This window comes from Streptomyces sp. NBRC 110035 (genome assembly GCF_000829695.1).
In the GTDB taxonomy this organism is placed as follows: Bacteria; Actinomycetota; Actinomycetes; order Streptomycetales; family Streptomycetaceae; genus Streptomyces.
The window spans coordinates 390,052-416,245 of sequence record NZ_BBNN01000018.1 but is presented as its reverse complement, the minus strand read 5'-3'; the positions used below and the strand labels follow the sequence as shown (position 1 = coordinate 416,245).

28 protein-coding genes, 3 pseudogenes and 1 riboswitch are annotated in these 26,194 nt (G+C 71.9%); of the genes and pseudogenes, 11 read left to right on the top strand and 20 right to left on the bottom strand.

What is annotated here, in order from left to right:
- Positions 1 to 244 precede the first annotated feature (244 nt).
- Positions 245 to 493 (bottom strand): hypothetical protein, encoded by a 249-nt coding sequence (locus tag TU30_RS08245; RefSeq protein WP_042166466.1) that lies wholly within the window; start codon positions 491 to 493, stop codon positions 245 to 247.
- Positions 494 to 1,240: 747 nt separating this feature from the next.
- Here TU30_RS08245 and TU30_RS37950 point away from each other — a divergent pair.
- The 3 genes and pseudogenes from TU30_RS37950 to TU30_RS38245 all read left to right on the top strand — a co-directional run.
- Positions 1,241 to 1,642: a 2Fe-2S iron-sulfur cluster-binding protein gene (locus TU30_RS37950; RefSeq protein ID WP_370626593.1), complete on the top strand. Its 402-nt coding sequence runs from the start codon at positions 1,241 to 1,243 to the stop codon at positions 1,640 to 1,642.
- Positions 1,643 to 1,651: 9 nt separating this feature from the next.
- A complete protein-coding gene (locus TU30_RS36990) occupies positions 1,652 to 1,798 on the top strand; it encodes a 2Fe-2S iron-sulfur cluster-binding protein (protein ID WP_256082535.1) in 147 nt (48 codons plus the stop codon).
- A pseudogene (locus TU30_RS38245) lies at positions 1,795 to 1,914 on the top strand (hypothetical protein); the annotation flags it as partial. The gene TU30_RS36990 and the pseudogene TU30_RS38245, both read left to right, overlap by 4 nt.
- A 36-nt stretch (positions 1,915 to 1,950) precedes the next feature.
- Here the strand turns inward: TU30_RS38245 and TU30_RS36985 are convergent.
- Positions 1,951 to 2,037, bottom strand: a pseudogene (locus TU30_RS36985) (transcriptional regulator); the annotation flags it as partial.
- A 157-nt stretch (positions 2,038 to 2,194) separates the two neighbouring features.
- Between TU30_RS36985 and TU30_RS36980 the strand changes: the two are divergent.
- The 4 genes and pseudogenes from TU30_RS36980 to TU30_RS08220 all read left to right on the top strand — a co-directional run bounded on the left by TU30_RS36980 (position 2,195) and on the right by TU30_RS08220 (position 5,860).
- Positions 2,195 to 2,387, top strand: a pseudogene (locus TU30_RS36980) (hypothetical protein).
- 50 nt (positions 2,388 to 2,437) lie between these two features.
- Positions 2,438 to 3,256 (top strand): SURF1 family protein, encoded by an 819-nt coding sequence (locus tag TU30_RS08230; protein WP_042166460.1) that lies wholly within the window; start codon positions 2,438 to 2,440, stop codon positions 3,254 to 3,256.
- Positions 3,257 to 3,317: 61 nt separating this feature from the next.
- The gene (locus tag TU30_RS08225; RefSeq protein ID WP_042166655.1) at positions 3,318 to 5,099 is read left to right on the top strand and encodes a glycoside hydrolase family 15 protein; all 1,782 of its coding nucleotides are present in this window, start codon (positions 3,318 to 3,320) and stop codon (positions 5,097 to 5,099) included.
- A 5-nt stretch (positions 5,100 to 5,104) separates the two neighbouring features.
- Positions 5,105 to 5,860 (top strand): SDR family oxidoreductase, encoded by a 756-nt coding sequence (locus TU30_RS08220; RefSeq protein WP_042166458.1) that lies wholly within the window; start codon positions 5,105 to 5,107, stop codon positions 5,858 to 5,860.
- 64 nt (positions 5,861 to 5,924) lie between these two features.
- On the opposite strand, the gene TU30_RS08215 is transcribed toward TU30_RS08220, so the two are convergent.
- The 12 genes from TU30_RS08215 to TU30_RS08160 all read right to left on the bottom strand — a co-directional run bounded on the left by TU30_RS08215 (position 5,925) and on the right by TU30_RS08160 (position 15,281).
- On the bottom strand, positions 5,925 to 6,686 hold the full coding sequence (locus tag TU30_RS08215; RefSeq protein WP_042166653.1) for a GntR family transcriptional regulator: 762 nt from the start codon (positions 6,684 to 6,686) through the stop codon (positions 5,925 to 5,927).
- A gap of 95 nt (positions 6,687 to 6,781) precedes the next feature.
- Complete coding sequence (gene deoC / locus TU30_RS08210; protein ID WP_042166456.1) at positions 6,782 to 7,498, bottom strand: deoxyribose-phosphate aldolase; 717 nt, start codon at positions 7,496 to 7,498, stop codon at positions 6,782 to 6,784.
- A gap of 73 nt (positions 7,499 to 7,571) precedes the next feature.
- Positions 7,572 to 8,027: a D-ribose pyranase gene (gene rbsD, locus TU30_RS08205; RefSeq protein ID WP_042166455.1), complete on the bottom strand. Its 456-nt coding sequence runs from the start codon at positions 8,025 to 8,027 to the stop codon at positions 7,572 to 7,574.
- A gap of 33 nt (positions 8,028 to 8,060) precedes the next feature.
- Positions 8,061 to 9,581, bottom strand: a complete 1,521-nt coding sequence (locus TU30_RS08200; RefSeq protein WP_042166454.1) for a sugar ABC transporter ATP-binding protein — start codon at positions 9,579 to 9,581, stop codon at positions 8,061 to 8,063.
- Positions 9,578 to 10,597 carry a substrate-binding domain-containing protein gene (locus TU30_RS08195; RefSeq protein WP_042166451.1) on the bottom strand — a complete coding sequence of 340 codons (1,020 nt, stop codon included), beginning with the start codon at positions 10,595 to 10,597 and terminating at the stop codon, positions 9,578 to 9,580. Before TU30_RS08195 ends, TU30_RS08200 begins: the two co-directional genes overlap by 4 nt.
- 129 nt (positions 10,598 to 10,726) lie before the next feature.
- Complete coding sequence (locus tag TU30_RS08190) at positions 10,727 to 11,731, bottom strand: ABC transporter permease (protein WP_042166449.1); 1,005 nt, start codon at positions 11,729 to 11,731, stop codon at positions 10,727 to 10,729.
- Positions 11,728 to 12,648, bottom strand: coding sequence for a ribokinase (locus TU30_RS08185; RefSeq protein WP_042166447.1), 921 nt, complete (start codon positions 12,646 to 12,648; stop codon positions 11,728 to 11,730). Before TU30_RS08185 ends, TU30_RS08190 begins: the two co-directional genes overlap by 4 nt.
- 262 nt (positions 12,649 to 12,910) lie before the next feature.
- Positions 12,911 to 13,498: an alkaline shock response membrane anchor protein AmaP gene (gene amaP / locus TU30_RS08180; RefSeq protein WP_078878170.1), complete on the bottom strand. Its 588-nt coding sequence runs from the start codon at positions 13,496 to 13,498 to the stop codon at positions 12,911 to 12,913.
- Complete coding sequence (locus tag TU30_RS08175) at positions 13,495 to 14,124, bottom strand: DUF6286 domain-containing protein (RefSeq protein WP_042166443.1); 630 nt, start codon at positions 14,122 to 14,124, stop codon at positions 13,495 to 13,497. Before TU30_RS08175 ends, amaP begins: the two co-directional genes overlap by 4 nt.
- Positions 14,121 to 14,507, bottom strand: coding sequence for a hypothetical protein (locus TU30_RS08170; protein WP_370626592.1), 387 nt, complete (start codon positions 14,505 to 14,507; stop codon positions 14,121 to 14,123). The genes TU30_RS08175 and TU30_RS08170 overlap by 4 nt, the downstream gene beginning before the upstream one ends.
- 5 nt (positions 14,508 to 14,512) lie before the next feature.
- Positions 14,513 to 14,698 carry a hypothetical protein gene (locus tag TU30_RS08165; RefSeq protein WP_042166437.1) on the bottom strand — a complete coding sequence of 62 codons (186 nt, stop codon included), beginning with the start codon at positions 14,696 to 14,698 and terminating at the stop codon, positions 14,513 to 14,515.
- A gap of 88 nt (positions 14,699 to 14,786) precedes the next feature.
- Positions 14,787 to 15,281 carry an Asp23/Gls24 family envelope stress response protein gene (locus tag TU30_RS08160; RefSeq protein ID WP_042166651.1) on the bottom strand — a complete coding sequence of 165 codons (495 nt, stop codon included), beginning with the start codon at positions 15,279 to 15,281 and terminating at the stop codon, positions 14,787 to 14,789.
- Positions 15,282 to 15,370: 89 nt separating this feature from the next.
- Between TU30_RS08160 and TU30_RS08155 the strand changes: the two genes are divergently transcribed.
- Complete coding sequence (locus TU30_RS08155) at positions 15,371 to 16,177, top strand: hypothetical protein (RefSeq protein WP_042166434.1); 807 nt, start codon at positions 15,371 to 15,373, stop codon at positions 16,175 to 16,177.
- Between the two features lie 25 nt (positions 16,178 to 16,202).
- On the opposite strand, the gene TU30_RS08150 is transcribed toward TU30_RS08155, so the two are convergent.
- From TU30_RS08150 to TU30_RS08140, 3 genes are all read right to left on the bottom strand, one after another.
- Positions 16,203 to 17,006, bottom strand: coding sequence for an enoyl-CoA hydratase/isomerase family protein (locus TU30_RS08150; RefSeq protein ID WP_042166431.1), 804 nt, complete (start codon positions 17,004 to 17,006; stop codon positions 16,203 to 16,205).
- Positions 17,007 to 17,154: 148 nt separating this feature from the next.
- Positions 17,155 to 17,376 carry a helix-turn-helix domain-containing protein gene (locus TU30_RS08145; RefSeq protein WP_018567695.1) on the bottom strand — a complete coding sequence of 74 codons (222 nt, stop codon included), beginning with the start codon at positions 17,374 to 17,376 and terminating at the stop codon, positions 17,155 to 17,157.
- Positions 17,377 to 17,747: 371 nt separating this feature from the next.
- Positions 17,748 to 19,346 (bottom strand): ABC-F family ATP-binding cassette domain-containing protein, encoded by a 1,599-nt coding sequence (locus TU30_RS08140; protein ID WP_042166427.1) that lies wholly within the window; start codon positions 19,344 to 19,346, stop codon positions 17,748 to 17,750.
- Between the two features lie 251 nt (positions 19,347 to 19,597).
- Here TU30_RS08140 and TU30_RS08135 point away from each other — a divergent pair, with 251 nt between their 5' ends.
- Complete coding sequence (locus TU30_RS08135; protein WP_042166425.1) at positions 19,598 to 20,011, top strand: VOC family protein; 414 nt, start codon at positions 19,598 to 19,600, stop codon at positions 20,009 to 20,011.
- Between the two features lie 111 nt (positions 20,012 to 20,122).
- Here the strand turns inward: TU30_RS08135 and TU30_RS08130 are convergent, their stop codons facing one another.
- The 3 genes from TU30_RS08130 to TU30_RS08120 form a co-directional block, all read right to left on the bottom strand.
- The gene (locus TU30_RS08130; protein WP_107068394.1) at positions 20,123 to 21,517 is read right to left on the bottom strand and encodes a hypothetical protein; all 1,395 of its coding nucleotides are present in this window, start codon (positions 21,515 to 21,517) and stop codon (positions 20,123 to 20,125) included.
- A gap of 298 nt (positions 21,518 to 21,815) precedes the next feature.
- A complete protein-coding gene (locus tag TU30_RS08125) occupies positions 21,816 to 22,958 on the bottom strand; it encodes an alpha/beta hydrolase (RefSeq protein ID WP_042166650.1) in 1,143 nt (380 codons plus the stop codon).
- A gap of 461 nt (positions 22,959 to 23,419) precedes the next feature.
- On the bottom strand, positions 23,420 to 24,121 hold the full coding sequence (locus TU30_RS08120) for a class II aldolase/adducin family protein (RefSeq protein ID WP_042166413.1): 702 nt from the start codon (positions 24,119 to 24,121) through the stop codon (positions 23,420 to 23,422).
- A 217-nt stretch (positions 24,122 to 24,338) separates the two neighbouring features.
- Here TU30_RS08120 and TU30_RS08115 point away from each other — a divergent pair, with 217 nt between their 5' ends.
- Positions 24,339 to 25,589: an inorganic phosphate transporter gene (locus TU30_RS08115; RefSeq protein WP_042166411.1), complete on the top strand. Its 1,251-nt coding sequence runs from the start codon at positions 24,339 to 24,341 to the stop codon at positions 25,587 to 25,589.
- Positions 25,590 to 25,622: 33 nt separating this feature from the next.
- Positions 25,623 to 25,844, top strand: coding sequence for a hypothetical protein (locus tag TU30_RS08110; RefSeq protein WP_042166409.1), 222 nt, complete (start codon positions 25,623 to 25,625; stop codon positions 25,842 to 25,844).
- Positions 25,845 to 25,968: 124 nt separating this feature from the next.
- Positions 25,969 to 26,131: riboswitch (cobalamin riboswitch) on the top strand.
- Positions 26,132 to 26,194: the final 63 nt, after the last annotated feature.

Below are 26,194 nucleotides of genomic sequence, written 5' to 3'. Positions count from 1 at the left end.
GTCATGGAAATTCTCTGCTTCCAGAAAGGGCGTGGCATTCGGTCCCCGCCGGTGCCCGGTCCGTCTCCCGCGAGTCACGGGGGAGAGGGCCGGGAGAATCCATTGACCGAGCGGCAGCGGATCGTGGTTCGCAAGGTGCTCCGGGCCGTGGTCTTCCGCCCCGCCAAGAGCCGCGGAGGCCGATTCGGCCCGGCCCCGGCCGGTCTTTTTCGCGTCCTGACCCAGAAGCCGAGGGTTTTGTCGTCTACACAGCAGAACCCACCTTGTCCACGATGCCGACCTTGCCCTCCGCACGGGCACAGTGCGCGCCGCAGTACCAGTGGCCGTCCACCTCGACACCTTGGCCGATGATCTGCACCCGGCAGTGCTCGCAGATAGGGGCCATACGATGGATCGCACAGGCGAACGAATCGAAGACGTGACGCGCCCCGTCCCGGGTCTCGACAGTGAACGCCAGCACGTAGTCGTTTCCACACACTTCGCAACGTGTCATAAGTCTCATGGTCAGAGACGGGACAGCAGCTCGCAAGCCGGCAGCGCTGTGTCCATCGGAGTGGAAATCCGGTGGGCGCAGCGCTGCCGCTTCAGCTCCAGCACCCCTTCCGCCTCTTCTCCCGACAGGGCAGACGCCTCGGGCAACCTTTCCCCAAGCCGCTCTTCACCTGTCGGCAGGAGGGGCAGGGACATCCCGCATCAGCACATGGAACAGCACCTCCTTACGCGAAGTCGATGAGCGGCAGAGAGAGGCCAACGGCACCGGCAGCTGTGCGTGCGGGGGCAGGAAGTGCGGCCCGACCTCGTCGGGGCGGGCGGCGAGCCGGTCGCGGCCCCTCCGCGGGCGGCGGCGGAGTGACCGTCGACCACGAGCCGGGCCCTGCGCCGGAAGTGGCCGGAGAGCCGGCCCGGGAAGCGGCACGTCACCTCGGCGGTGAAGCTCTCGGCGAAGACCATGAAGCGCGTCCGGCCCTTGGTGCCGATCGCCGGCACCGCGTTCGCCGAGAACCGTTTCCCTCTCGCCGCACCACGGGCGTCCTGCCTTTCCCGCCTCAGGTGCGGTCGGTGACCGGTCGAACGCAGGTGCGAGTACACGAGCCGCCGATCTTGTCAGCGCTCATCCGGGGGCTGACACTCCCTGTGTGCGCCGGTGGCGTTGTGCCAGGGTCGTCGGGGGAGCTGCTGACGGAGAAGTCGTCGCAGCCCTCGCACATCCGCCAACCGCGTCCAGTTCGATTCCGCCGTGATGCCCGGAACATTGTCGGGAGACCCGATGAAGGATTCCTCGAAGCCCGTACGACCCGTCAGCGGCAGGGTCTCCCGGCGCGGGTTCCTCGGCAGGACGAGTGGTGTGACGGCTGGGACTTCAGCCATGGCAGCCCCGGTGGCGACGCCTGGCGACGAGGCCGCGGCCGTACCCGCTGCGTGGCTGGATCCGCGGGTGACCTTGCTTGATGCCCTCCGTGAGCGTCCGCATCCGACAGAGACGAAGAAGGGCTGTGCCCGCGGCCGGTGCGGTACGTGCACCGTCCACGCCGGCGGCCGCCGGGTGGTGTCCTGTCCGACGCCGGCAGCGGCGGCCGCCGGCGGTCGGGAGATCACCACGATCGAGAGACCGGCCCGCAGCGACGAACTGCACTCCGTGTAGAAGGCGTTCATCGAGCACCCGGGGTTCCCGTGCGGCTTTTGCGTCGCCGGCCGGATCACGTCGGCCGTGCCGCCGGCAGAGGAAGGCCACGCCGGTTCCGACGAGGACATCCGTGAGTCCGTGTCAGGGAACATCTGTCGCTGCGCATCCGAATGATTCCCCGAAGCCGACGAAGTCGTCGTGTATGCAACAGGAGTGTGACCATGCGTGACATGGGCGACGCCGTCGCCGTGGTGGGGATGGCCTGCCGCTTTCCGCAGGCGCCGTCACCGAAGGCCTTCTGGCGTGTGCTCCGCGAGGGAGGAACCCCCTCGCGGGAGGCCGGCGTCCTCGGGTTGCAGCGACTCCCGACGACGCCGGAGGAACTCGGCCAGACCGGCTCGGTCGATCACCATGCTTTTCCCTCCTCGGCGTGCCTCGTTTCTACCTGCCCGGGCACACAGGTAGCCACGGATCACCAATCCCCCTCTCCCGGCACCGGCGCTCGTGGCAGACGGCACTCGGGCCACTCACTGCTCTCGTGGCACCCGCTGCCCACCCGCCCCCTCCGAGGTGTCAGCTGCGTCACAAAGGAGAGTGCACGTCCTCGACCGCTTCTCCTTGTGATCCACCGCAGGCGGCCCCGATCCGCGAGCACTGCCGGGTGCGGCTCATCGGCCAGGGAGGGGAGGCCGAGGGCCACTGGTACTGCGGTGCCCACTGCGCCCGCGGGGAGGGAAGGGCGGGGATCGTGGACCGGATGTGAGGACGTACCCGCCTGAATGCACCCCACGGCCCTGGTTGTACGGTCGTGGGGTGTACCGCTTCCTGTTGTCCCGCCAGTGGGTGATCCTCACTCTCCTGGCACTCGTGCTGATCCCGACGATGGTCGAGCTGGGCTTCTGGCAGTTGCACCGTCACGAGCGCCGGGTGGCCCTGAACCGGGTGATCGCCGACTCCCTGGCCGCGAAGCCGGTGCCCGCCGAGTCCCTGACCGCGCCCGGAGCGGAGGTCGGCGACGACGACCTGTACCGCAGCGTGACGGCGAGGGGCAGCTTCGACACCGCCGACGAGGTCGTCGTGCGCCGCCGCACCAACGCGGACGAGGAGGTCGGCTACCACGTCCTGACCCCCTTCGTCCTCGACGACGGCAAGATCCTGCTGGTCAACCGGGGCTGGATCCCCGCGGACGGTCCGAGCCAGACCGCGTTCCCGAAGGTTCCCGCACCGCCCGGGGGCGAGCTCACCATCACCGGGCGGCTGATGCAGGACCAGACGACCGAGGACAGCGGCATCAAGAACCTCGAGGGCCTGCCGGACCGGCAGATCATGCTGATCAACAGTGAGCTGGAGGCCGACCGGCTCGGCGAGGAGGTCCTCGGCGGCTACGTGGACCTGACCGGTCCCGGGCCGAGCGGTGACACCCCGGAGCCGGTCCCCTCCCCCGAGCACGACGCGATCGGCCCGCACCTGGCGTACGCCTGGCAGTGGTGGCTGTTCGCCGCGGGCGTCCCCGTCGGCTGGGTGGTCCTGGTCCGCCGCGAGGCGCGCGAGCGGGCGGAGAAGGCGGAGCAGGAGGCAGGCGCCGCGGCGGACGCCGAGGACACGCAGGACACGGAACCCGCGGCGGTGTAGCCCGTCACTCACCCGGCTCCACCCCTGATTGCCGCACCCGGCGGCCGGGCATCCGCACCTCGTGCACGCTATCGAGGACTACGCGCTCATCGGCGACGAACAGACCGCTGCCCTGGTGGGCGCGGACGGCTCCGTCGACTGGCTCTGCCTGCCCCGCTTCGACTCCGGTGCCTGCTTCGCCCGGCTGCTCGGCGACGAGAACAACGGTCACTGGCGCATCGCTCCCGTCGGCGCCGAGCGCTGCACCCGTCGCGCCTACCGCCCGGACACCCTCGTCCTGGACACCGAGTGGGAGACCGACGAGGGTCTGGTGCGCGTCACGGACCTGATGCCGCAGCGCGACCGCGCACCCGACCTGGTGCGCATCGTGGAGGGCGTACGCGGTGAGGTGACCGTCCGCAGCACGCTCCGGCTGCGCTTCGACTACGGCTCGGTGGTGCCCTGGATACGCAGGACGGACGGCCACCGGGTGGCGGTCGCCGGGCCGGACTCGGTGTGGCTGCGCATGGAGCCCGAGGTGCGCAGCTGGGGCGAGGACCGCACCACGTACTGCGAGTTCACGGTCGCGCCGGGCGAGCAGGTCGCCTTCGTCCTCACCTGGCACCCCTCGCACGAGCCGCGCCCGCCGCTGGTCGACCCGTACGCCTCACTGCGGCACAGCATCGAGGACTGGCGCGCGTGGGCGTCCCACTGCCGGTACGACGGCCCGCACCGGGACGAGGTCGTACGGTCCCTGATCACGCTCAAGGCCCTCACCTACTCGCCCACCGGCGGGATCGTCGCCGCGCCCACCACCTCCCTGCCGGAGGAGCTGGGCGGAGTGCGCAACTGGGACTACCGCTACTGCTGGCTGCGCGACTCCACGATGACCCTGAGCGCGCTGCTGGCGGCCGGCTACCAGGAGGAGGCGGAGGCCTGGCGCAACTGGCTGCTGCGCGCGGTGGCCGGCGATCCGGGAGACCTTCAGATCATGTACGGGGTGGCGGGTGAGCGCCGGCTGCCCGAGTACGAACTGCCGTGGCTGTCCGGCTTCGGCGGTTCCACCCCGGTCCGGATCGGCAACGACGCCGTCGGCCAGCTCCAGCTGGACGTGTACGGGGAGGTCGTGGACACGCTGGCGCTGGCCCGGCGTTCGGGCCTGTCCCCGAGGCCGGACGTGTGGGCGCTGCAGACGGTGCTGCTGGACTTCCTGCGCTCGGCGTGGCGGCTGCCCGACGAGGGGCTGTGGGAGGTGCGCGGCGGCCGGCGGCACTTCGTGCACTCCAAGGTGATGGTGTGGGTGGCCGCCGACCGTTCCGTGCGCGCCCTGGAGGAGGATCCCGGTCTCGAGGGCGATCTCGACAGCTGGCGCGCGCTGCGCGACGAGGTGCACCGTGAGGTGTGCGAGAAGGGGTACGACCCGGCGCGGAACACCTTCACGCAGTACTACGGCTCGCGGGAACTCGACGCCTCGCTGCTGCTGATCCCGCGTACGGGCTTTCTGCCGCCCGACGATCCGCGGGTGGTCGGCACCATCGACGCGATCCGCGCGGAGCTGGGACCGGACGGGTTCGTCCGCCGCTACACCGCGGACGGCGCCGGGGTCGACGGTCTGCCCGGCGTGGAGGGCACCTTCCTGGTGTGCTCGTTCTGGCTCGCGGACGCCCTGCACATGACGGGCCGGACCGAGGAGGCGCACGAGCTGTTCGAACGGCTGATGGGGCTGGCCAACGACGTGGGGCTGCTGGCGGAGGAGTACGACCCGGCGGGCGGGAGGCTGCTGGGCAACTTCCCGCAGGCGTTCAGTCACATCGGCCTGGTGAACACCGCTCTCACACTGTTCGGTGACCGGAAGGCAGAATAGACGCCATGGATCTTGGACTGAAGGACCGGGTGTACGTCGTCACCGGAGCGACCCGCGGGCTGGGCAGGGCCACCGCGCGCGAGCTGGTCGCCGACGGCGCGAAGGTGGTCGTCACGGGACGGAGGGAGGAGAACGTCGCCGAGGCGGCCGCCGATCTGGGACCGGACGCGGTCGGCGTGGCGGTCGACAACGCCGACCCCGAGGCGGCGGCACGGCTGATCGGCACCGCGCGTGAACGCTTCCACCGTTTCGACGGCATCCTCGTCAGCGTGGGCGGCCCTCCGCCCGGGTTCGTCGCCGACACCACCGACGAACAGTGGCGGTCGGCGTTCGAGTCGGTGTTCCTGGGCGCGGTGCGGCTGGCCCGGGCCGCCGCGGCGGAGCTGGGCGAGGGCGGTGTCATCGGCTTCGTGCTGTCCGGCTCGGTGCACGAGCCGCTGGCCGGCCTGACCATCTCCAACGGGCTGCGCCCGGGGCTGGCCGGCTTCGCCAAGTCCCTCGCGGACGAGCTGGGCCCGCGCGGCATCCGTGTCGTGGGCGTGCTTCCGGGGCGCATCGACACGGACCGCGTCCGTGAGCTCGACTCCCTCTCCGCCGACCCGGAGGCCACCCGCCAGGCGGCCCGGTCCCGCATCCCGCTGCGCCGCTACGGCACCCCGGCGGAATTCGGCCGCACCGCGGCCTTCCTCCTCTCCCCGGCCGCCTCCTACGTCACGGGCGTCATGGTCCCGGTGGACGGCGGGGTACGGCACGGGTTCTAGCCAGGACCGCACGGTTTCGGCCAGGACCGTTCCGGGGAAAGTGAGGACGCGTGGAACGCGCGGGTCAGCGGCGCAGCAGGAGCGAGGTCACGCGCAGCCGGCCGCTGTGGATCCACACATCGGAATACTCCACGGGCCGCCCGTCGTCCAGATAGGTGGCCTGCTGGAGGTACTGCACCGGACTGCCCTGTTCCACGGCCAGGGCACGAGCGGTCTCCTCGGTGGCCGCCTCCGCGCTGAACGTGCGACGGGCGGTGGCGATCCGCAGACCGAACGTGCCCTCCAGTTCACCGAAGAGGCTCGAGGACGTGAAGTCCGCCCGCTCGATGCCGGGCGCGAGGTCGGCCCGCACGAAGTTGAACAGGAGCGCGACCGGCCCCTCAGGGATGGTACGCACCCGCACCAGCCGCAGCACCTGGGCGTCGGGGGAGGTCAGGTCGAGCAGGGCGGCGACGGGCCGCGGCGGCGTGACGAGGGAACACTCCCGCACTTCGGTGGTGGCGACGACACCCTGGCTGGCGAAGTCCTCCGAGAGGGTGCTCAGTTTCTGTGCGATCGACGGTTCGATGACGGTGGACGTCACGAACGTACCGCGTCCGCGGACCTGCCTCAGCAGCCCCTCCTCGATGAGGGTCGTCAGGGCACGGTGCACCGTGCCGCGGCTGACCCCGAACTCCTGGGCCAGTTCTGGCTCGCTCTTGAGCCGGTAGTGCGCCGGCCACTGACCGCTCGCGATGCGCAGTCGGATGTGTTCCGAGATCTGCACATGGATCGCGGTGGGGACGTTGCGCCGGATGCCCGGAAGACCCCCTTCGTCGGCCGTCACGGTCACACGTCTCCTCTCCACGGTGGATACGCCGTGCCCCGGCCGAGGGAGGCCGGGGCACGGCGGCTGGTCGGTCACAGCCGGTCGGCGGCTGGTCAGTAGCTGACGGTGGAACCGTCGCCGGTGCCGGTGACGATCGCCTTCCCGGCACTCGTACCGAGCAACGAGGCTCCGGCACGCAGAAGTTCCAGGGACTGACGGTAGGACTTGATGGAACCCGACGCCTTCACCCGGACGCCGTCACGGGCCCGGTCGACAAGGTAGCGGACGCTTTCCGGGCCTGCCGTCTCGATCTGCCCGCTGCTGGCGTTCTTGAGGTAGGCCGCGCCGGCCTCCATGGCCAGTTCGACGGCGGCCTCCTTCTCCTCCGCGCTGAGCAACGGCAGTTCCAGCATGACCTTGACGGGGCCGCCGAAAGCACGGACCACGCCCGCGATGTCCTCCCGGAACTCATCGTACTTGCCGCTCCTGAGCCAGCCGACCTGCACGCCGATGTCGAGCTGGGTGGCGCCGAGCCGGGCTATCTCGGCCGCTTCGGCCGCCTTGCCCGCGCTGGTCATGACGCCCACCGTGGGGAAGTCCAGGGCGGAGGCGACGCCGATGCCGGTGCCGCGCAGTTCGGCGACCACGACGGGGAGCCAGGAGGCAGGGACCATCGCGGCGTTGAAGCCGTAGGTGACGGTCTCCTGCGCGTGGGCCACCATGTCGTCGCGGGTGGCATCGGACTCGATACGGGTGTGCTGGATGTAGGGGGCCAGCTCGGCCGGGCCGAGCGTCAGCTCGGCGGAGGGGGTCGTCACTGTCTCGGACACGGATTCTCTCCTGAGGGTGGGGGTGGTGCGGGCTGCGGAACGGTCCTGCGCCCACGACGTCGGATCCTGGGGATCAGAGCCTGGAGGCGTACTCCGGAGGGGCCTCCACGTCCTCCTTGTCGAACCAGCGGGGGGCGTCGACGCCACAGAACAGGCCGATGTTGCCCCAGGGTTCGAAAGCGCCGGTGCGGACGACGACCTTGGCCCGACGCGCCAGTTCGCCGAGGACCTCGGTGTGCGGACGGGTGGTGAACTCGGCGCCGGAGAACCTCTCGCGCAGCCATGCGTCGAGCCGGGGGTGCCGGGTGGGGACGTCCTCGGCCCGCACCACCCCCTCGACGACCAGCTCGTCGGCGATCAGTCCGAGCACGGTCCGCAGGTCCGGAAGGTTCTCCGCGACCGCCAGGTCGATGCGGTGGGCGTCCCGGGGGACGGGGAAGCCCGCGTCGACGACCAGCAGCAGGTCGGTGTGGCCGAGGGTGGCCAGGGCCCCGCTCAGTTCGGCGTTGAGGATGCCGTGTCGTTTCATGGTCGTTCCTTTCCAGGGTGGGGAGGACGGGACTCAGGCGGCCGGCGCCGCTCCGGTCGCCAGGGTCATGACCGATTCCTCGGTCGCCTCGGCCGACGGCACGATGCCGGCGACGCGGCCCTCGCTCATCACCACGATCCGGTCGGTCAGGGTGAGCAGTTCGGGCAGGTCCGAGGAGGAGCAGAGAATCGCGAGGCCCTTCTCCGCGAGCGCGAAGAGCTGCTCGTAGATCTCCGCCTTCGCTCCGACGTCCACTCCGCGGGTGGGTTCGTCGAGGATCAGCACGGCCGGGTCGATCGCCAGCCAGCGACCGAGGACCACCTTCTGCTGGTTGCCGCCGGACAGGCTGGTGATGGACTGATCCATGGTGGCGGTCTTGACCCGCATGAGCTGCGCCTGTTCGGTGGCCTGCCGGTTGAGGGCCCGACGGTGGAGCAGTCCGAACCTGCTCAGCCGCTCCGTGGTCAGCGCGCCGACGTTGTCGCCGACGCTCATGGTCGTCAGCAGGCCCTGGGCGCGGCGCTCCCCGGGGACGAACGCCAGACGGCGGCCGACGCTGGCGATCGGGTTGCGTCGCCGGTAGGGCTCGCCCAGGAGTTCCACCGAGCCACCGGTGCCGCGGTCGCCGCCGAAGATGTTGTGCAGCAGCTCCACCCGCCCGGAGTCCGGCAGGCCGGCCACACCGAGGATCTCTCCGGGCCGTATCTCCAGGGACACGTCCCGGTGCCGGCGGCCGGTCAGCCCGTCCACGCGCAGGGCGGGCGTGACGGCGGGGTCGGGGTGGTGGTCGGGGCGCCGCTCGAAGTGGCCGAGGCGGCGGCCGACCATGGCGGCGACCGCCTGTTCGGGGGTTGTCTCGGAGTTCCGCCAGGAGGCGACGTGGGAACCGTCGCGCAGCACTTCGATGCGATCGGCCAGCCGGAAGACCTCCGGCATCCGGTGGGAGACGTACAACAGGGTGGTGCCGTCCTCCTTGAGGCCGGCCATCAGGGTGAACAGTCGCTCGGCCTCGGCCGGAGTGAGCATCGCGGTCGGCTCGTCCAGGATCAGGACCCGGCAGCCCCGGGCGACGGACCGGGCCACGACGACGAGCTGCTGGGTTGCCAGGTCCAGCGACCCGACGGGCGTGGCGGGGTCCACGGCCAGGTCCAAGCGGGCCAGAACCTCGGCGGTGCGGTCCGTCATCCGGCTGCGGGAGGGGAACCACCGGTGTCCCGGTTCCATACCGCTCAGAACGTTCTCCGCGACGCTGCGGTCGGGAAGCAGTGAGAGCTCCTGGGGGACGATCGCGACGCCGTGCCGGTCGAGCATGGTGCTGGGGTCGAAGGAGGTCACCCGCTCTCCGAAGACGGTGACGGTGCCCCCGCTGGGCGGCTGGAGACCGGCAAGGATCTTGAGCAGGGTGGACTTCCCCGCGCCGTTCTCGCCGAGCAGCGCCGTCACCTCGCCGGCGGGGACGTCGAAGGAGACGTCGGACAGGGCGCGCACCGGGCCGAAGCTGCGGGACAGTCCGCGCACCTCGACGGCCGTGGGGGCCTCGGGCGCGGCGGTCACTTCTCCACCGTCGCTTCGCCGAGGTTGTCCCGGGTGACGAACTGGGCCCCGGTGTTCACACCGGTGATCTCCGTGCCCTCGTCCAGGAAGTCGTGGAGCACCTTGACGGCCTGGTAGCCCTGCTCGGTCGGGTTCTGGCTGATCGTGAAGTCGACCACGCCGCTTCGGAGGTACTCAGCGGTCTGCGGCAGCAGGTCGAAACCGCCGACCGTGATGGTGTCCTTCTTCTTCGCACCCGCCACCCACTTGGCGGCGGCGGTCGTGGAACAGCAGTCGAGGCCCGCGACGGCGACGACGCCGGACTGTCCGGACATCGTGGACTCGACGGTGTTGTACGCGGCACTGGGCTCGTTTCCGACGTTGACCGGGCCGACGACTTCCAGGCCGCTCCCGGACAGTCCCTGCTTGAATCCGCTGAACCGGTCGTGGGACCAGCCGGCCCCGGTGTCCACCGAGAAGACGACGACCTTGCCCTTGGCGTCCGCGCCGAGGTCCTCACGGAGCCGCTCGGCCTGAGCCTTGCCCGAACCCTTGAGGTCCTGGCCGACGAAGCCCATCTGTTCCGAGTCCGGGTTGTCGGTGTTGAAGGAGACGACGGGGACACCGGCCTTGTGGGCCTGGGCTATGACGGGCTTGAGCGCATCGCTGGACGCGGAGGAGACGGCGAGGCCGTCGACGGCCTTCTGCTGCAGCAGTGTCTGGATCTCGGAGACCTGCTTGGCCGCGTCGCCGCCGGTGGGCCCGATCAGGCTCGCCTCGACACCGAATTCCCCGCCCGCCTTCTTCATGCCCGTGCCGATGGGCGTGGCGAAGGCCAGGGACGGGTCGTGGTAACTGAGCTTGATCCGCAGCGGCTTGCCGTCGTCGATCCGCTGCTGAACGTGGGCGGCGAGCTTGAACTCACCGTCGGAAGCCGCGCTGCCGGTGGAGGTGACGGCGCCGCAGGCGGTGAGACCGAGAACGGTGGTGGCGGTGGCAACGGCGACGAGGCTTCTGAGGGTTGGACGAGAGGACACGGGGGACTCCTTTGTCGCAGGGTGTCGGTGGGGACGGCGATCCGCCGGGGCGCTCCGTGGCGGCCACGGCCGTGCGGCCGGTCGGGTGTGTGCGGGCGGGAGCGTCTGGACGGGACAGGAAGGCGGCGGTCAGGCGCGGGACTTGCGCCGGCGTTGCCAGGTGTCGGCGGCGACTGCGGCGACGATGACCAGTCCGGTCACGACGGTCTGCCAGAAGGAGGAGATCCCCTTGACGTTGAGGATGTTCTGCAGCAGGCCGATGAAGGCGACACCGATGACGGTGCCCCAGATGGTGCCGGAGCCGCCGAACAACGCCGCGCCGCCGATGATGACCGCGGAGATCACGGTGAGTTCCATGCCCTGCCCGGTGACGCCCTGGACGTAGGACAGGAAGGACAGGCCGAGGACTCCCGCGAGTGCGGCGGTGAATCCGGAGAGGACGAACGCGGTCAGCTTCACCCGCTTGACGTCGACGCCGACGAGCCGGGCGGCCTCCTGGTTTCCGCCGACGGCGTAGGTGTTGAAGCCGAAGCGGGAACGGGACAGCAGTACCGCGCCGGCCACGGCGATGACGGCGAAGAACACGAACTGCATCGGGATGACGCCGAACAGGAGTCCCTGGCCCAGCAGGTTGAAGTCCGCGACACCCGTCTGCGAGGAGCTGAGGGAGATCGGGGCGCCGTCGGAGATGAGCAGCGCGACACCGCGGAACACGCTGAGCGTGCCGAGGGTGACGATGAACGACGGCACGCCGAGCACGACCACCGCCAGGCCGTTGAGCAGTCCCGCCACCGCGCCGACAGCGAGACCGACGAGTGCCGCCCAGACCCAGCTCCACCCGTCCGAGATCAGGATGCCGGTCGAGATCGCCGACAGGGCGTAGGTGGAACCGACGGACAGGTCGATCTCTCCGTTGAGGATCACGAAGGTCACGCCGATGGCCATGATGCCCATCTGGGAGACCTGTTGACCCACCGAGAGCAGGTTGTCGGACTGGGCGAAGCTCGGCGAGAGGACGCTGCCCAGCACGAAGAGCAGGACGAGGGCGGCGAAGACACCGGCTTCACGGGCGTGCAGCATTCTGCGCAGGGGAAGTGCGAACTCCCGCTGCGCGGACGCGGTGGTCGTGGTCATCGGTCGGTTCCAATCAGGGCATTCAGCTGGTCTCGGGTCGGCAGTGCGGGAACGACCCCGGCGATGGTCACGGCGTGGGCGCCGGCGACCCCGGCGAGGCGCGCCGCCTCGGTGAGGGAGCGCCCCTCGGCGAGGGTGACGGCGAGTGCGGCGGTGAAGGAGTCGCCCGCGCCGGTGGTGTCGACGACGGTCCTGGCCGGGTGCGGCGGAATCCGTGTCGTGACGCCCGCCTGTACGACGAGTGCTCCCTGGTCTCCCCGGGTCAGGACCGCGGCACCGCCGGTGAGCGCGCACAGACGGCGCGCCAGTTCCTCGTCGTCCTGCCCGTGCCCCTCCTGGAGTCCGAGGAGCACGGGAGCCTCGGTCTGGTTGGGGGTGATCACGTCGATCAGCGGCCAGAGGTCGTCGGGCAGCCGGCGGGCGGGTGCCGGGTTGAGCAGAGTCGGGGTTCCCGCGTCGCGGCCCGCGCGCAGTGCCGCGGCCACGGCCGCCTCGGGGATCTCCATGGAGACCACGAGGATGTCGGCGGCGGCGATCTCGGCGCGGAAGGACTCCACGGCGGCCGCGTCCAGTTCGTCCAGGGCACCGGGGGCGATGCTGATGCGGTTCTCCCCGGACGGCTCGACCAGGATGAATCCGACCATCGTCGGGGCTTCGGCCGTCAGGACACGGTCCGCCGCGACACCTTCCTCCTGCCACAGTGCGCGAGCGGCCCGCCCGAAGTCGTCATCGCCGACGGCGGTCACCAGGGAGACCTCTGCGCCGAGTCGGGCGGCACCGATGGCCTGGTTGCTTCCCTTTCCCCCGGGGCCGGGGGAAAACACCCCGCCCGAGACGGTCTCGCCTGCGGCGGGCGACCTGGGCAACCGCATGGTCAGCCCGGCTCCATAGCTTCCGACAACCGCAACCTTGACCATGCACCCACCTCATTGCATAGGGACAACCCTGAACATGAAGGAGCGTATGCATAGTGATGTCCATAGTCAACGACTAAGGAAAAGTGACTTTTGAGCCAACATCGGGGGAGGGCGAAGCCGTCCGTGGGCTGCGGCGGACGTCAGTGAGGTCCGGCGAACGCCATCGACCGGCCCACCCCGCCTGCGGCACTCCGACCGGGTGCACGCGGCGTACCCGGGCATCCCTCACCCGCACGAGGCACCACGGAATCCGCCGGAGCGCTCAGCTGACCCGTTCCGGGCGGTGTTTGACGGACCGGAGGCGGACCTCGGCCGGGAGGGTGCCAAGGCCCGTCGACTCGCGGGCGTGGGTCAGGGCTCCGGTGGTGAACCCGTCCAGCACGGTGCCGGGGTCGGCATGGGGTTCCAGGAGCAGGCGGACGCGGGTCCGCGGGAGGCCGCGGCGGCGGGTCAGCCGTACGTGGGCCTGTCCGACCCCGTCCAGCCGGCCCGCCTCATGGGCCAGTACGGTCTCCAGCGCCCGGCCGCGCAGCACCGCTTCGTCGCCGTCGCCGGTGGCGACGAACACCTCGGCGAGCCGTCGTCGGCGCACCACCGCGACCAGCCACCACAGCAGGAGCAGGACGAGGACCGCGAGCGCGGCGATCACGACCGGCCACCACCAGCCCGTGTCCCGCCACCGGGTCTGCTCGGCCTCGTCCAGCAGCACGTCGTGCCGTCCGTCGTGCAGCCACCACGACGGCGCCGGTGCTCCCAGCCCGACGGCCAGCACGGCCCCGCCGAGGGCCACCAGGAGCAGCCCCACGATCCCGAGCAGGACACGGTTGACGATCCTGAGCACCGCCCTCACCCCTTCCGGCCGGGACGCCGTACCCGTACCGCCAACACGGGCGGCCGGGACAGCGCCATGCCCCTGACCGCGTCGGCGAGCACCGCGCGCAGGTCGGCCCGTACCTCGTCCAGTTCACGGAAGTGCGACACCGCGCGGACGTCGGCCCGCCTGCGGGTCACCCGCACGCGTACCGACCGCACCCCGGGGACCTCCACGGCCCGGTCCCGCAGGACCGTCACCGCCGCGTCCCGGTCGAGGCCGGCGCGGACGTCGGGGCGGGGGCAGCGCATCGGGAGCAGGGACCGCAGCCCGGGGGTGAGGGCCAGCAGGAGCAGCCAGAGCCCCAGGAGGGCGGCGACTCCGGCGCCCAGCAGTACCCAGAAGTCGTCCAGGGGCCGTCCGGCCAGTTGGTCGGCGAGTTCCCGGCGCCAGCTCATCGCGGGCCGGTCGGCGCGCACCGCGGCGATGTCGTACAGGAACGCGGCGACGATCACCAGGAGCAGCAGCGCGAGCAGGCCGGCGGGGATCCTGCGGGCCGACCAGAAGCGACGGGGGCCCGCGCCCGCCGCGTCGTCCGGCTCGGGCGGCGGTGGCTTCTCCAGGACGGTGCCCGTGGCCCCCTCGGCGGGACCGGGTCCGCTCATCGGGTCCTCCCCAGGGCCGTGTCGAGGGCCGTCGCCACATGCAGCCGCTCCACCTGGACGACGACTTCCGGTACCTGCATGCCCGCCAGCGTGGACACCCGTGCGGTCACCTGTCGGCGCACCTCTCCGCACCGGCCGCCGATGTCACCGGGATAGCCGAGTTCGACATGGACGCGGACCCGCGCGGTGTCGTCGTGGTGGACGACGACCGTGGCGTACGGTGCCTCGGCGTCCGGGGGCAGCGGTCCGACCGCCTCGCGGGCCGCCTGGGAGGCGATCTTCGCGACCACCCGGTCGGCGATCCTGGTCGCACCGCGCTCACGCGGCTCCACGACGGCCGGGGCGTCCCCGGCTTCGGCCTCCCCCGTGCGCACCGGTCCCACGGGGGTCACCGCCGCCGATGGTCACGGGGACGGAGGAAGTCGCCGAACTCCAGGTCCCCCTCGAGGAACCGCCCGACAACGAAACCGATGGCGCCCAGGGCCGCCACCAGCAAGAATGCACCGAATCCGCCGAAGTATCCGGCGAAGCCCAGTGCCATGCCGGCGATCATGCCGGCCACGGCCATGCTCATGGTGCGCTCCTCAGCTCCTCGAACTCCTCGAACTCCTCGGCGGTTCGCCGTCCTCGCGGCCGGGGACACCCATTCGCCGCGCGGTTCCTCACTGGAGGCGGCTTTCCGACTCCTCGTCCTCCTCGTCCGGCAGCTTCACGTCGCTCACCGCGATGTTGACCTCGACCACCTCGAGGCCCGTCATCCGCTCGACCGCCGCGACGACGTTCTCCCGTACGGCTTTGGCGACGTCGACGATGGAGACGCCGTAGTCGACGATGATCTCCAGGTCGAGCGCGGTCTGCACCTCGCCGACCTCAACCTTCACTCCGCGGGTCACCGACTTCGATCCGCCCGGCACCCGGTCGCGCACGGCTCCGAAGGTCCGGGACAGGCCGCTGCCCATGGCGTGCACGCCGAACACGTCCCGCGCGGCGAGGCCCGCGATCTTCTCCACGACACCGTCGGCGATCGTGGTACGGCCCCGGGTGGCGGCGTCGCCTCCGCCGCGCCGGGCACCGGGGCCTTTGCGCGCGGAGGTGTCCGGCCCGGTCTTCTCGAGGTCCGCGGCCCGCGTGGAGCCGCCGTCCGTGGTGTCGCTCATCGCCGTACGTCCCTTCCGATCGTCGTCCACGGGAACCACCGTATGCGCCAATACGGCGTGGCGCGCCATGGATACGGCAGGCTGGGGGAATGACGGCGGACGAATGGACTCGGGCGGTGCGGCAGCGGTTGGGGCTGGGCAGGCTTCTGCCGCTGGGCGGGCCGCGGGACGGCGCGTGGATCTCCGAGAGGGCCGCCGGGGAGGTTCTGCGGCACGCGGTGGCGCGGGCCGAGCCGAACGTGCGCCTGGACGGTCTGCGGATCGCGCTCGCCGCTTCACAGGACGCCGGTGAGCCGGTGGTGCCGCCTCCGCCCAGCGCCCTGCCGCCGGGCCCGCTGCACGTGACGGCCCGGTTCGCGGCCACGGCGGCACAGCCTCTGCCGGCGACCGCGGACCGGCTGCGGACGGCGTTGGCGCGGGCCGCGGCGGAGCGGATCGGACTGGTGGTGACGGAGGTCGACCTGCGGGTGACCGGGTTGCTGGACGCGGAGGCCGGGACGGCGGGCCCTGCGACGGAGGGCGGGGCGGAGGACACGGCTGACGGAGCGGCAGCCGCACCGTCCACCGGACCGGCCGGTGCTCCGCGCGAGGACAGAACCGGTGCCCCTTCCGATGCCCCGGGTGCCGGTGGGTCCGACGAGGGCCGGGTCGCCGCTGCCGCGCTCGCCGTGCCGGGGGTCTCCCGGCTGACGGACGTGCTCGGCCGCGCGGTGCACCTGGCGTCGTCACCGCAGGCGCCCGGCATCGTCTCCCTGGCCGGCCGGCACGCGCGCGTGGACCTCGCCGTCGGAGCGGACCACCGGGCGCTGGACGTGGCCCGCGCGGTCCGCTCGGCGGTGTCGGCCGCCCTGCAGGATCACCCGACGGTGACGGTCCTGGTCACGGCGGTCGACTGACGCTCGTCGGAGCGTCACGGGCTGCTCATTCGCCGAGACCGGCCAGGTCCCGCAGTCGGCGGCCCTGGGCCGCGCGCTCGGCGGCCCGCTGCTCCTCGTACGTACGCCCCGTGGCACCGCTCAGCAGCGCCTTCGTCTCGATCACGGCGTCCCGGGGCGCGGCGAGCAGTGCCGCCGCGAGGTCCCGTACCGCCGCGTCCAGTTCGCCGCCGGGCACGGCGATGTTGGCGAGTCCGGTGTGCACGGCCTCCTCGGCGGTGACGAACCGCCCGGTCACGCAGATCTCCAGCGCGCGGGCGTACCCGACGAGCCCGACCAGCGGATGCGTGCCGGTCAGGTCCGGGACCAGCCCCAGACCGGTCTCGCGCATGGCGAACTGGACGTCGTCGGCGACGACCCGCAGGTCGCAGGCGAGGGCCAGCTGGAAACCGGCCCCGATGGCATGCCCCTGCACGGCCGCGACGGACACGATGTCGCTGCGCCGCCACCAGGTGAACGCCTCCTGGTAGGAGGCGATGGTCGCGTCGAGATCGGCCTCACTGCCGCGCGCCATCTCGACGAACGACGGGTCGCCCTCGATTCCCTCGGGGGTGAGCATCTGGCGGTCGAGCCCGGCGGAGAAGGACTTGCCCTCGCCACGGAGCACCACGACACGCACGGAGCCCGGCAGCAGCCGGCCCGCCTCGGTCAGCGCACGCCACAGAGCGGGGCTCTGCGCGTTGCGCTTGGCCGGGTTGGTCAGCGTCACCGTGGCGATCGCGTCGTCGACGGTGAGCCGTACGCCGTCCTTGTCGAGTACGGGACCAAGGTCCTGGGCGGGCGAAGCCATGGAGCGCCTCCGATGGGTGCGGTCGTCCTCCGTGCCGTACGGCGGGACCGGGCCCGCCCTGCGGCACAGCTAAGTGACTGCACAGTAACCACCCGCCCGGCCGGTCGGCCGACCGGGTGGCCACCTCGGGTCGCGGGCGCCCGGAGGGTCAGGCCGAAGCGGCCTTCTTGCCCCGGGTCGCCCCGCCACGCCCTCGGAGCGTGACACCCGACTCACTGAGCATGCGGTGCACAAAGCCATACGAGCGGCCGGTCTCCTCGGCCAACGCCCGGATGCTCGCACCGGCGTCGTACTTCTTCTTCAGGTCTGCCGCGAGCTTGTCGCGCGCGGCGCCGGTCACCCGGCTGCCCTTCTTCAGAGTCTCGGCCACCCGTGCCTCCTCATGGGAAGTGCGCTCTGGTCCCCTCATGATCACCCCTCTGGGGCCCGATGGCCACCCATTCGGCAAGGCCCGTGCGACAAGGTGGTGACGACAGGAGCACATCCCCACATACGGAATGACGTATTCCACGGGGTGCCGCGCACACCACCGGACGGGTTCCGCAGTGAAGTGCCAGGTCAGAACGGTGTCGTGGCCGAGCCCCGGACGATCAGGGACTCGGCCACGACATCGGTGCAGGACACACCTGGGTACGAGGAGATCTCACACGAATGATGGATCACCGATGGGCCGAATGATCCATACGCGGTGAATCACGCCGACGACCGGTCCCCACCGGGGCCCGGCGGCCCGGGAACCGCTCAGGCGAGGGCGACGAGGTCCGCGTAGTCGGCGCCCCACAGGTCCTCGATGCCGTCCGGCAGCAGGATGATCCGCTCCGGCTGGAGCGCCTCGACGGCACCCTCGTCGTGCGTGACCAGGACGACGGCGCCCTTGTAGGTGCGCAGCGCGCCGAGGATCTCCTCACGGCTGGCCGGGTCGAGGTTGTTGGTGGGCTCGTCGAGGAGGAGCACGTTCGCCGAGGAGACCACGAGGGTCGCGAGCGCCAGGCGGGTCTTCTCGCCGCCGGAGAGGACGCCGGCGGGCTTGTCGACGTCGTCACCGGAGAACAGGAACGAACCGAGCACCTTGCGGACCTCGACGAGATCCATGTCGGGCGCGGCGGAGCGCATGTTCTCCAGCACCGTGCGGTCCCGGTCGAGGGTCTCGTGCTCCTGGGCGTAGTAGCCGAGCTTGAGCCCGTGGCCGGGTACGACCGTGCCGGTGTCGGGCTGCTCCACTCCGCCGAGGAGGCGCAGCAGGGTGGTCTTGCCGGCGCCGTTGAGACCGAGGATGACGACGCGGGACCCCTTGTCGATGGCCAGGTCGACATCGGTGAAGATCTCGAGCGAGCCGTACGACTTCGACAGGCCCTCGGCGGTCAGCGGGGTCCTGCCGCAGGGGGACGGCTCGGGGAAGCGCAGCTTGGCGACCTTGTCGGCCTGGCGGACGCCTTCGAGGCCGGACAGCAGGCGCTCCGCACGGCGGGCCATGTTCTGCGCGGCGACGGTCTTGGTGGCCTTGGCGCGCATCTTGTCGGCCTGGGCGTTGAGGGCGGCGGCCTTCTTCTCGGCGTTCTGCCGCTCGCGCTTGCGGCGCTTCTCGTCGGCCTCGCGCTGCTGCTGGTAGAGCTTCCAGCCCATGTTGTAGATGTCGATCGTGGAGCGGTTGGCGTCCAGGTAGAACACCTTGTTCACGACCGTCTCGACCAGGTCGACGTCGTGGGAGATGACGATGAAGCCGCCGCGGTAGGTCTTGAGGTAGTCGCGCAGCCAGACGATCGAGTCGGCGTCGAGGTGGTTGGTCGGCTCGTCGAGCAGCAGTGTGTCCGCGTCGGAGAACAGGATGCGGGCCAGCTCGATACGGCGGCGCTGACCGCCGGAGAGCGTGTGCAGCGGCTGGCCGAGCACCCGGTCGGGCAGGTTGAGCGCGGCGGCGATGGTGGCGGCCTCGGCCTCGGCGGCGTACCCGCCCTTGGTGAGGAACTCGGTCTCCTGGCGCTCGTACTGCCTCAGCGCCTTGTCGCGGGTGGCGCCCTGGCCGTTGGCGATGCGCTGCTCGTTCTCGCGCATCTTGCGGATCAGGGTGTCCAGGCCGCGGGCGGACAGGACACGGTCGCGGGCGAGCACGTCGAGGTCGCCGGTGCGGGGGTCCTGGGGGAGGTAGCCGACCTCGCCGGAGCGGGTGACGTTGCCGGCGGCGGGGACGCCCTGGCCGGCGAGGACCTTGGTGAGGGTGGTCTTGCCGGCGCCGTTGCGACCGACCAGGCCGATGCGGTCGCCCTTGGCGATGCGGAAGGTGGCGCTCTCGACGAGGACACGGGCACCGGCGCGCAGCTCGATGCCGGAGGCGGAGATCACGGACAGGCTCCAGGGCGTTGGGTGGCGGTGGGCGGCTGAGGGCGTTCCCGCCGTCTAATGCGCGAGGAGAATGGCCATGGGAGCCATTCTAACGGGGCCGCGCAACCTCTTTTCCGGCGCGCGGATGTGCGGTGCGGGCGGCCCGCCGGGCCGGGGCGTTGTCGGTGGGGGGGTGCCAGACTGGGCGGCAGGTCGAATTTCTGGCGATCTTCCGGTGATTGTCCGGTTGTGGGACACAAGGGGTGATGCCCATGGCAGGCACGGGCGACGGGCGTCCGAGCGTCTTTCCGACCCTGCTGTACGCGGACGCGAAGGCGGCGATCCGGCAGCTCACCGAGGCCTTCGGGTTCACCGAACTGTCGGTGTACGAGGACGAGGGCGGCGGTGTGGCCCACGCCGAACTGGTGCAGGGCAACGGCGCGGTGATGCTGGGCTCCAAGGGCACCGGCAGCGCGTTCGACAAGGCGATGGAGGGCTCGGGCCCGGTCGGGGTCTACGTCGTCGTGGACGACGTGGACGCGCATCACCGCCGGGCGGTGGAGCAGGGCGCGGAGATCCTGATGCCCCCGACGGACCAGGACTACGGCTCGCGGGACTACATGGCCCGCGACATCGAGGGCACCATCTGGAGCTTCGGCACGTACGCGCCCGAGACGGGGGCGTGAGCGGGGAGGGCTGCGCGGGCGAGGGCCGCGCCGAGGGGCGGGGAGCGTCGGGACGGCCGACGTCCCGCAGGACCGCGCGGGCGGTCCTGCGGGACGCGCGGGGTGCCGGTGTCAGCTTCCGGTGTGCACCTGGAAGGCGGCCCGGCGGACGGCCTTGGCCAGGGCCGGATCGGGGTGCGCGGCGGCCAGGGCGACCAGGACCTGGACGGTGCGCGGGTGTCCGACGGCACGCACCTCGTTCAGCAGCGCGGGGACCGTGGGCTGGACCGCGGACTCCAGATGCCGTACCAGCAGCGGAGCCTCCCCGTGGTCGGCGACCGCCGCGGCGGTGTCCACCCACAGCCAGGTGGCCTCCGACCGGGTGAGGACCTCGTGGGCCTCCTCGGGGTCGGCGCCGTCGTGCTCGGCGAGCCACAGCAGGGCGTAGGGCCGCAGGGTCGGCTCGTCGTGGACGGCGCGGACCTCGGGTTCGGCGGGGGCACCGACGACCCGCAGCGCCTCGAAGGCGAGGCCGCGCAGCAGGGCGTCCTCACCGCGGGCGGCGTCGAGCAGCTCGGTGACGGCGCTGCCCACCGGCCGGGCGGCGAGCCAGGCGCGGTACTCGGCGCGGGCGGCGTTGGGACGCAGCTGGGCGCAGCCGCGGAGCATGTCCTCGGCACCCTGCTCGATGTTTCCGGCGGGGCTCTGGGCGGCGACGCAGATCTGCTCCAGCTTGACCCACACCGCCCAGCTGCCGAGCGGGGTGAGGGTGGCCTGTCCCTCGCCGTAGGTGAGAGCGCCCACGGCGGCGAGGGCGCGCAGGGCCCAGTCGAGGAGCGGGGCAAGCGCGGCGGCGTCGGCACCCGGCCCGGTGGGGGCGGAGGCGGGCGCGAGGGCGGGCGCCGCCGGTCCGAGCCGGGGCTCGGGCGACGGCTCGGGGTGGGCGGGGCCGGAGGAGCGGGGCCCGTAGTCGACCTCGCAGCGTTCCGTACGCAGTTCGGTGACCCGCTGCTGCAGGAGGTCGAGAAGCTGCGGGACGGGAACCGGGCCGGCCGACAGCTGGAGGAAGGAGAGCACCTGCGGCATGGCCGAGACGACCTCGCTCACGGCGGCGGGCTCATGGCCCTCGGGCTCCGGGTGGGCGAGCGACCAGGCGTCGAACAGAGCGACCCAGCCACGCAGCACGGCGCTGTCGTCGCGGTTCCAGGCGCGCAGCCGCCAGCCGGGACGGGCGGTGTCGCCGTGCACCTCGACCAGGCCGGCGAGCCGGGCCGTGTCCCAGTCGGCGCGGACCTGAGCCGGGGTCAGGCCCAACTCGTCGGCCGCCCATTCGGCGGTCGCGTCGGAGAGGATGGCCTGGCCGGCGGCGGTGGCGCTGCCCCGGCCGGGGCCCAGGGCCGCGTCGGCCCAGCGGGCGACGCGGGCGGCACCGGCCAGACCGGAGCGCGCCATGCGGGCCAGCTCCGCAGGGGCCGGTGTGCCTTCCGGCGGGCGTGGCGCGGGGCGGCGCGAGCGTTGCTGGTTCATCGCCCTGGGGGCGGCGGCCAGGGGTCGCGGGCGGACAAGTCGAAGTCTGGAGTCGCGCGGGATACGGGACGTCACGGGTGCAGTCTCGCGGTTGACGGTCCGAAAACCCAAACGGAATGTCATACGCGGCGAAGGGGAAGGCCGACGCACCGGGGCGCACGGGCGGTCGGAGGAGGGAAACGGGCCGGGAGAGGCCGGGGACACGCCGCGGAGCGGAATCCCGGCGGTGGCCCGCGGGAGCGGCGGCCACGGCCGTCCCGCGGGCCGGCGCCGGGGTGGCCGGCGCGGTGCGCGGCGGTCACATGAAAGGGGTGAGGAAGCGGCGCAGCGCCTCTTCGTAGGCGTGCGGGTCGGCGTTCCACATCGCGCCGTGCGGAGCGTTGTCGACCGGGTGCAGGGTGACCGTGTTGGGCTGGGTGGCGGCCAGACGGCGGGAGGGCAGCCAGGGGGCCACCGTGTCGCCGGGGCCGTGGACGATCAGCGTGGGAACGCCGACGCGCTCCGGCCCCGGGGTGCCCGGGTGATGACCACCGTGGTGGTGGCCGAGATGGCCGGTGCGGCCCTGGGCTGCGCGGACCGCCAGCGGCAGCAGCGCGCCGGGCGTACGGCGGGCGGTGGCGAGGGCCCGGAGGGTCGATTCCCAGCTGAGCACCGGGGAGTCGAGGACCAGCCCGGCGACGTGGTCGCGCAGCCCGGAGCGGGCGGCGGCGCGCAGCGCCATGGTCGCGCCGGTGGACCAGCCGAGCAGGACGACCTGCCGGGCACCGGCGTCCACCGCGTACCTGATCGCCGCGTCGAGGTCGCGCCACTCGGTCTCGCCGAGGTGGCTGAGGCCGTCGGGCGAGCGCGGCGCACCCCGGTCGCCCCGGTAGGCGGGGGCGAGCACCGGGAAGTGGTGCCGGTGCAGGAACTCCATGAGGTTCATGGTGTGTTCCCGGGTGGTGCCGAGCCCGTGCACCGCCAGCACCCAGGTGTCCCGGACGCCCGGCACGAACCAGGCGGGGAGAGGGCCGAGTTCGCCGGGGACGTCCACGTCGGTGTGGTCCAGGCCCAGGGCGGTCCCCGGGTCGCCGACGTAGAGGTTCGGGGTGAACCAGACCCGGTCGCCGGGCTCGAGTGTGCCCCGTACGACGCGTTCGACCCGGCGTACGACGGTGTCGGCGGAGGACGGAACGCCGTCCAGGACGGGTCCGACGACCGCGTGTGCGCTATCACCGGCGAGGCCGTAGCGGCCGGGCCGCAGCGCGGCGAGGTGCCGGGTGAGGGTGACCTGTCCGGCGGCGATGCCGTGCACGGTGAGCCGGGGCTCGGTGGGCAGGGGTCTGCCCGGCGGCGCTTTGAGGGCTGCGTCGCTGGCAAGCCTGCCGACCGCCACCGCGGCGGCGGCGGAGGCCCCTATCACGGCGGTGACGGCAGCGGCCGTCGCTCTGACAGTACGCACCCACTCAGTGTCCCGGCGGACCGGCCGCCCGGCCACCCCGGCGGTTGCACGGGACCGGACGGCCGGGTGCGCCGAGACACCGGGCCGGGCGGCAACCGGGGTGCCCGGACGCCGGGTCGCCGAGCTGCCGAGGGCTCGGTCACGCGGTCGACGCGGTCGACGCGGTCGACGCGGTCGACGCGGTCGACGCGGTCGACGGACACTACGCCCGGAAGCCGTCGCCGGTGGCGGCCGGCCGCTCCGGGCGACACCACCACCGCCCTCCGGCACCGGCCGGTCCGGCCTCACTGCCCGGGAACCCGTGAACCCGTGGACGGTCCGGGACTTCCACCGGCCGACAGGACCGGAACCCACCCACCCGACCGGTGGACGCCCCACCCGGTGGACTCCCCACCGCGGGAGACGCCACCGGTGGCGGCCGGCCGGTCCGGGCGACACCACCGCCGCCCGGCGCCAGCCGGTCAGCCGTACTGGCCGTAGCTCTGCAGGCGGTTCGTGACCTCTGCGAGCCGGTCGGCCGACAGGAGGTTCGGGGAGCGGCCGGGGACGGACGAGGCGGTCAGCCAGAGCCTGCACATCCACTCGAGCTGGGCGGTGCGGTCGTAGGCCTGGTCGAGGGTCGTGCCGTGGGTGACGGTGCCGTGGTTCTGGAGGAGGCAGCCGGTGCGGTCCTCGAGGGCGCGCAGCATGTTCTCGGCCAGTTCGTCGGTGCCGTAGGTCGCGTACGGGGCCACCCGTACGGGACCGCCGAGCGCGGCGGTCATGTAGTGGATCGGCGGGAGTTCGTCGACGAGGGTGGAGACGGCCGTCGCGTGCACGGCGTGGGTGTGCACCACCGCGCGGGCGCCGGTCGTGCGGTACACCGCGAGATGCATGGGCAGCTCGCTGGTCGGGACCAGGGTGCCGAGGACCTGCCGGCCGGCGAGGTCGACGCCGGTGACGTCGTCCGGCGTCAGCCGGTCGTAGGGCACGCCGGAGGGGGTGACCAGCACGGTCTCCCCCACCCGCAGGGAGACGTTGCCGGAGGTCCCGACGACGAGCCCGTCCGCGACGGTCCTGCGGGCCGCCCCGACGAGGACGGTCCAGGCGCGGGCCTCCTCGTCGCTCGCCTGCCGCCCCCGCCGCTTCCCCGCGCCCCGTCGGTCGACCTGTCGCTCAGCCATGCCGTGATCCTGCCGGGTGACCGGAATCTCTTCAACGGCACGCCTTCTGCCCCCGGCCGTCCCCCCGCCCCCGACTGCCCGTCCGCAACCGCCTCCGGCCGGCTATGGAGCCGTCGGATTCGTCACAGTCACCCCAATGCCCATCCCAGTTCATCTTCCGTTCATCCAGGTTGCCTACGTTCAACGCGCCAATGACTTCGAACGATTGCCTGGGTAAATGGAAAGCTTCTCGCTGATCCTCGCGATTGTGGTGGTAACCGCACTCGCGTTCGATTTCACGAACGGTTTCCACGACACCGCGAACGCGATGGCGACGACCATTTCGACCGGTGCTCTCAAGCCCAAGGTGGCGGTGGCCATGTCCGCCGTACTCAACCTGGTGGGCGCCTTCCTCTCCGTGGAGGTCGCCAACACGATCTCCAAGGGCCTCGTCGACGAGGCCGGCATCCGTCCCGAGGTCATCTTCGCCGCACTGGTCGGCGCGATCCTCTGGAACCTCCTGACCTGGCTGGTCGGTCTGCCGTCCAGTTCCTCGCACGCCCTGATGGGCGGCCTGATCGGCGCCACCGTCGCCTCGGCGGGCTTCGGCGCGGTGCACGGCGACGTCCTGGTCACCAAGGTACTGATCCCCGCGATCGCCGCGCCGCTGGTCGCCGGTCTGGCCGCGATGTTCGCGACCCGGCTGACCTACCGCATGGGCCGCCGGTCGGCCGACAGCAAGTCCTCCGAGAAGGGCTACCGGGCCGGACAGATCGCCTCGGCCGGCCTGGTCTCCCTGGCCCACGGCACCAACGACGCCCAGAAGACCATGGGCATCATCACCCTGGCCCTGGTCGCCGGCGGCACCCTCGCCCCGGACTCCGACCCGCCGATGTGGGTCATCCTCTCCGCGGGCATCGCCATCGCGCTCGGCACCTACCTCGGCGGCTGGCGCATCATCCGCACCATGGGCAAGGGCCTGACCGACCTCCAGCCGCAGCAGGGCTTCGCCGCCCAGACGAGCGCCGCGACCGTCATCCTGGCCTCCTCCCACCTCGGTTTCTCCCTGTCCACCACGCACTCGGTCTCCGGTTCGGTGATGGGTGCGGGCCTGGGCCGCAAGGGCGGTGTCGTCCGCTGGTCGACGGCCACCCGGATGTTCGTCGCCTGGGGTCTGACGCTGCCGGCGGCGGCCCTGGTCGCGGCGATCGCCGAGTGGGTCTGCGGCTTCGGCAGCTGGGGCACCGCCCTCGTCGCCGTCTTCCTGGTCGGATCCAGCGCGGCGATCTGGAAGATCTCCCGGCGCGAGGTCATCGACCACACCAACGTGAACGGCACCGACGAGACGGACGAGGAGCAGAGCGGCGTCGTGACCGCGGCCATGGCCGCGGTGGCCACCCCGCCGGCGGGCCACGTGAGCGACGAGCTCTCGGCCACCATCCCGGCCCCCACCGACCCGACGGCCCCTCCGGCCAGGACCACGGTCTGACCCCGCAGCAGGACGCGAAGGAAGAAGAGCACCATGAAGATCGACTGGGCCGCCCTCGGTTCCGTCTTCGGCGTCAGCCTCGTGGTCACCGTGGCTCTGGTGGCCCTGTTCACCCTGGGCATCACCGGCCTGTCCCGCCGTGAACGGACCGCCGCCCAGGGCGGGTCCGCGGTCCTCGCGGTCACCGGCGCCTACGCCTGCTTCGCGGCATGCGCGGCGGCGGTGGCGTACGGGATCTACCTGATCATGGCCTGACGGTCCGTCCGACGGGCGGTGCGGGGCGCGTCGCCTCCGTACCGCCCGTTCGCCGTGCCCGTGCCGCTTTCGGGGTTCACCCCCCGGAAGCCCTCTGTGGGCCTCAGCACACTTCAGCCCCGCAGGTCAACGGCAAGTTGACGGTTCTTCCGGACCGTGGTGAACTGCCGGAGCCAATACGGGCGGCAGGAGAGGAAGCCGGTGCGATTCCGGCGCGGTCCCGCCACTGTCACCGGGGTGAACCACCCCGGGAGCCAGGAACTCTCGCCGCCGGTCTCGTCGAACCAGGGCGCGGACACCCTGAGTGAGGACATATCACCATGCCCGGCTGCCTGTCGAGGTCGACCAGC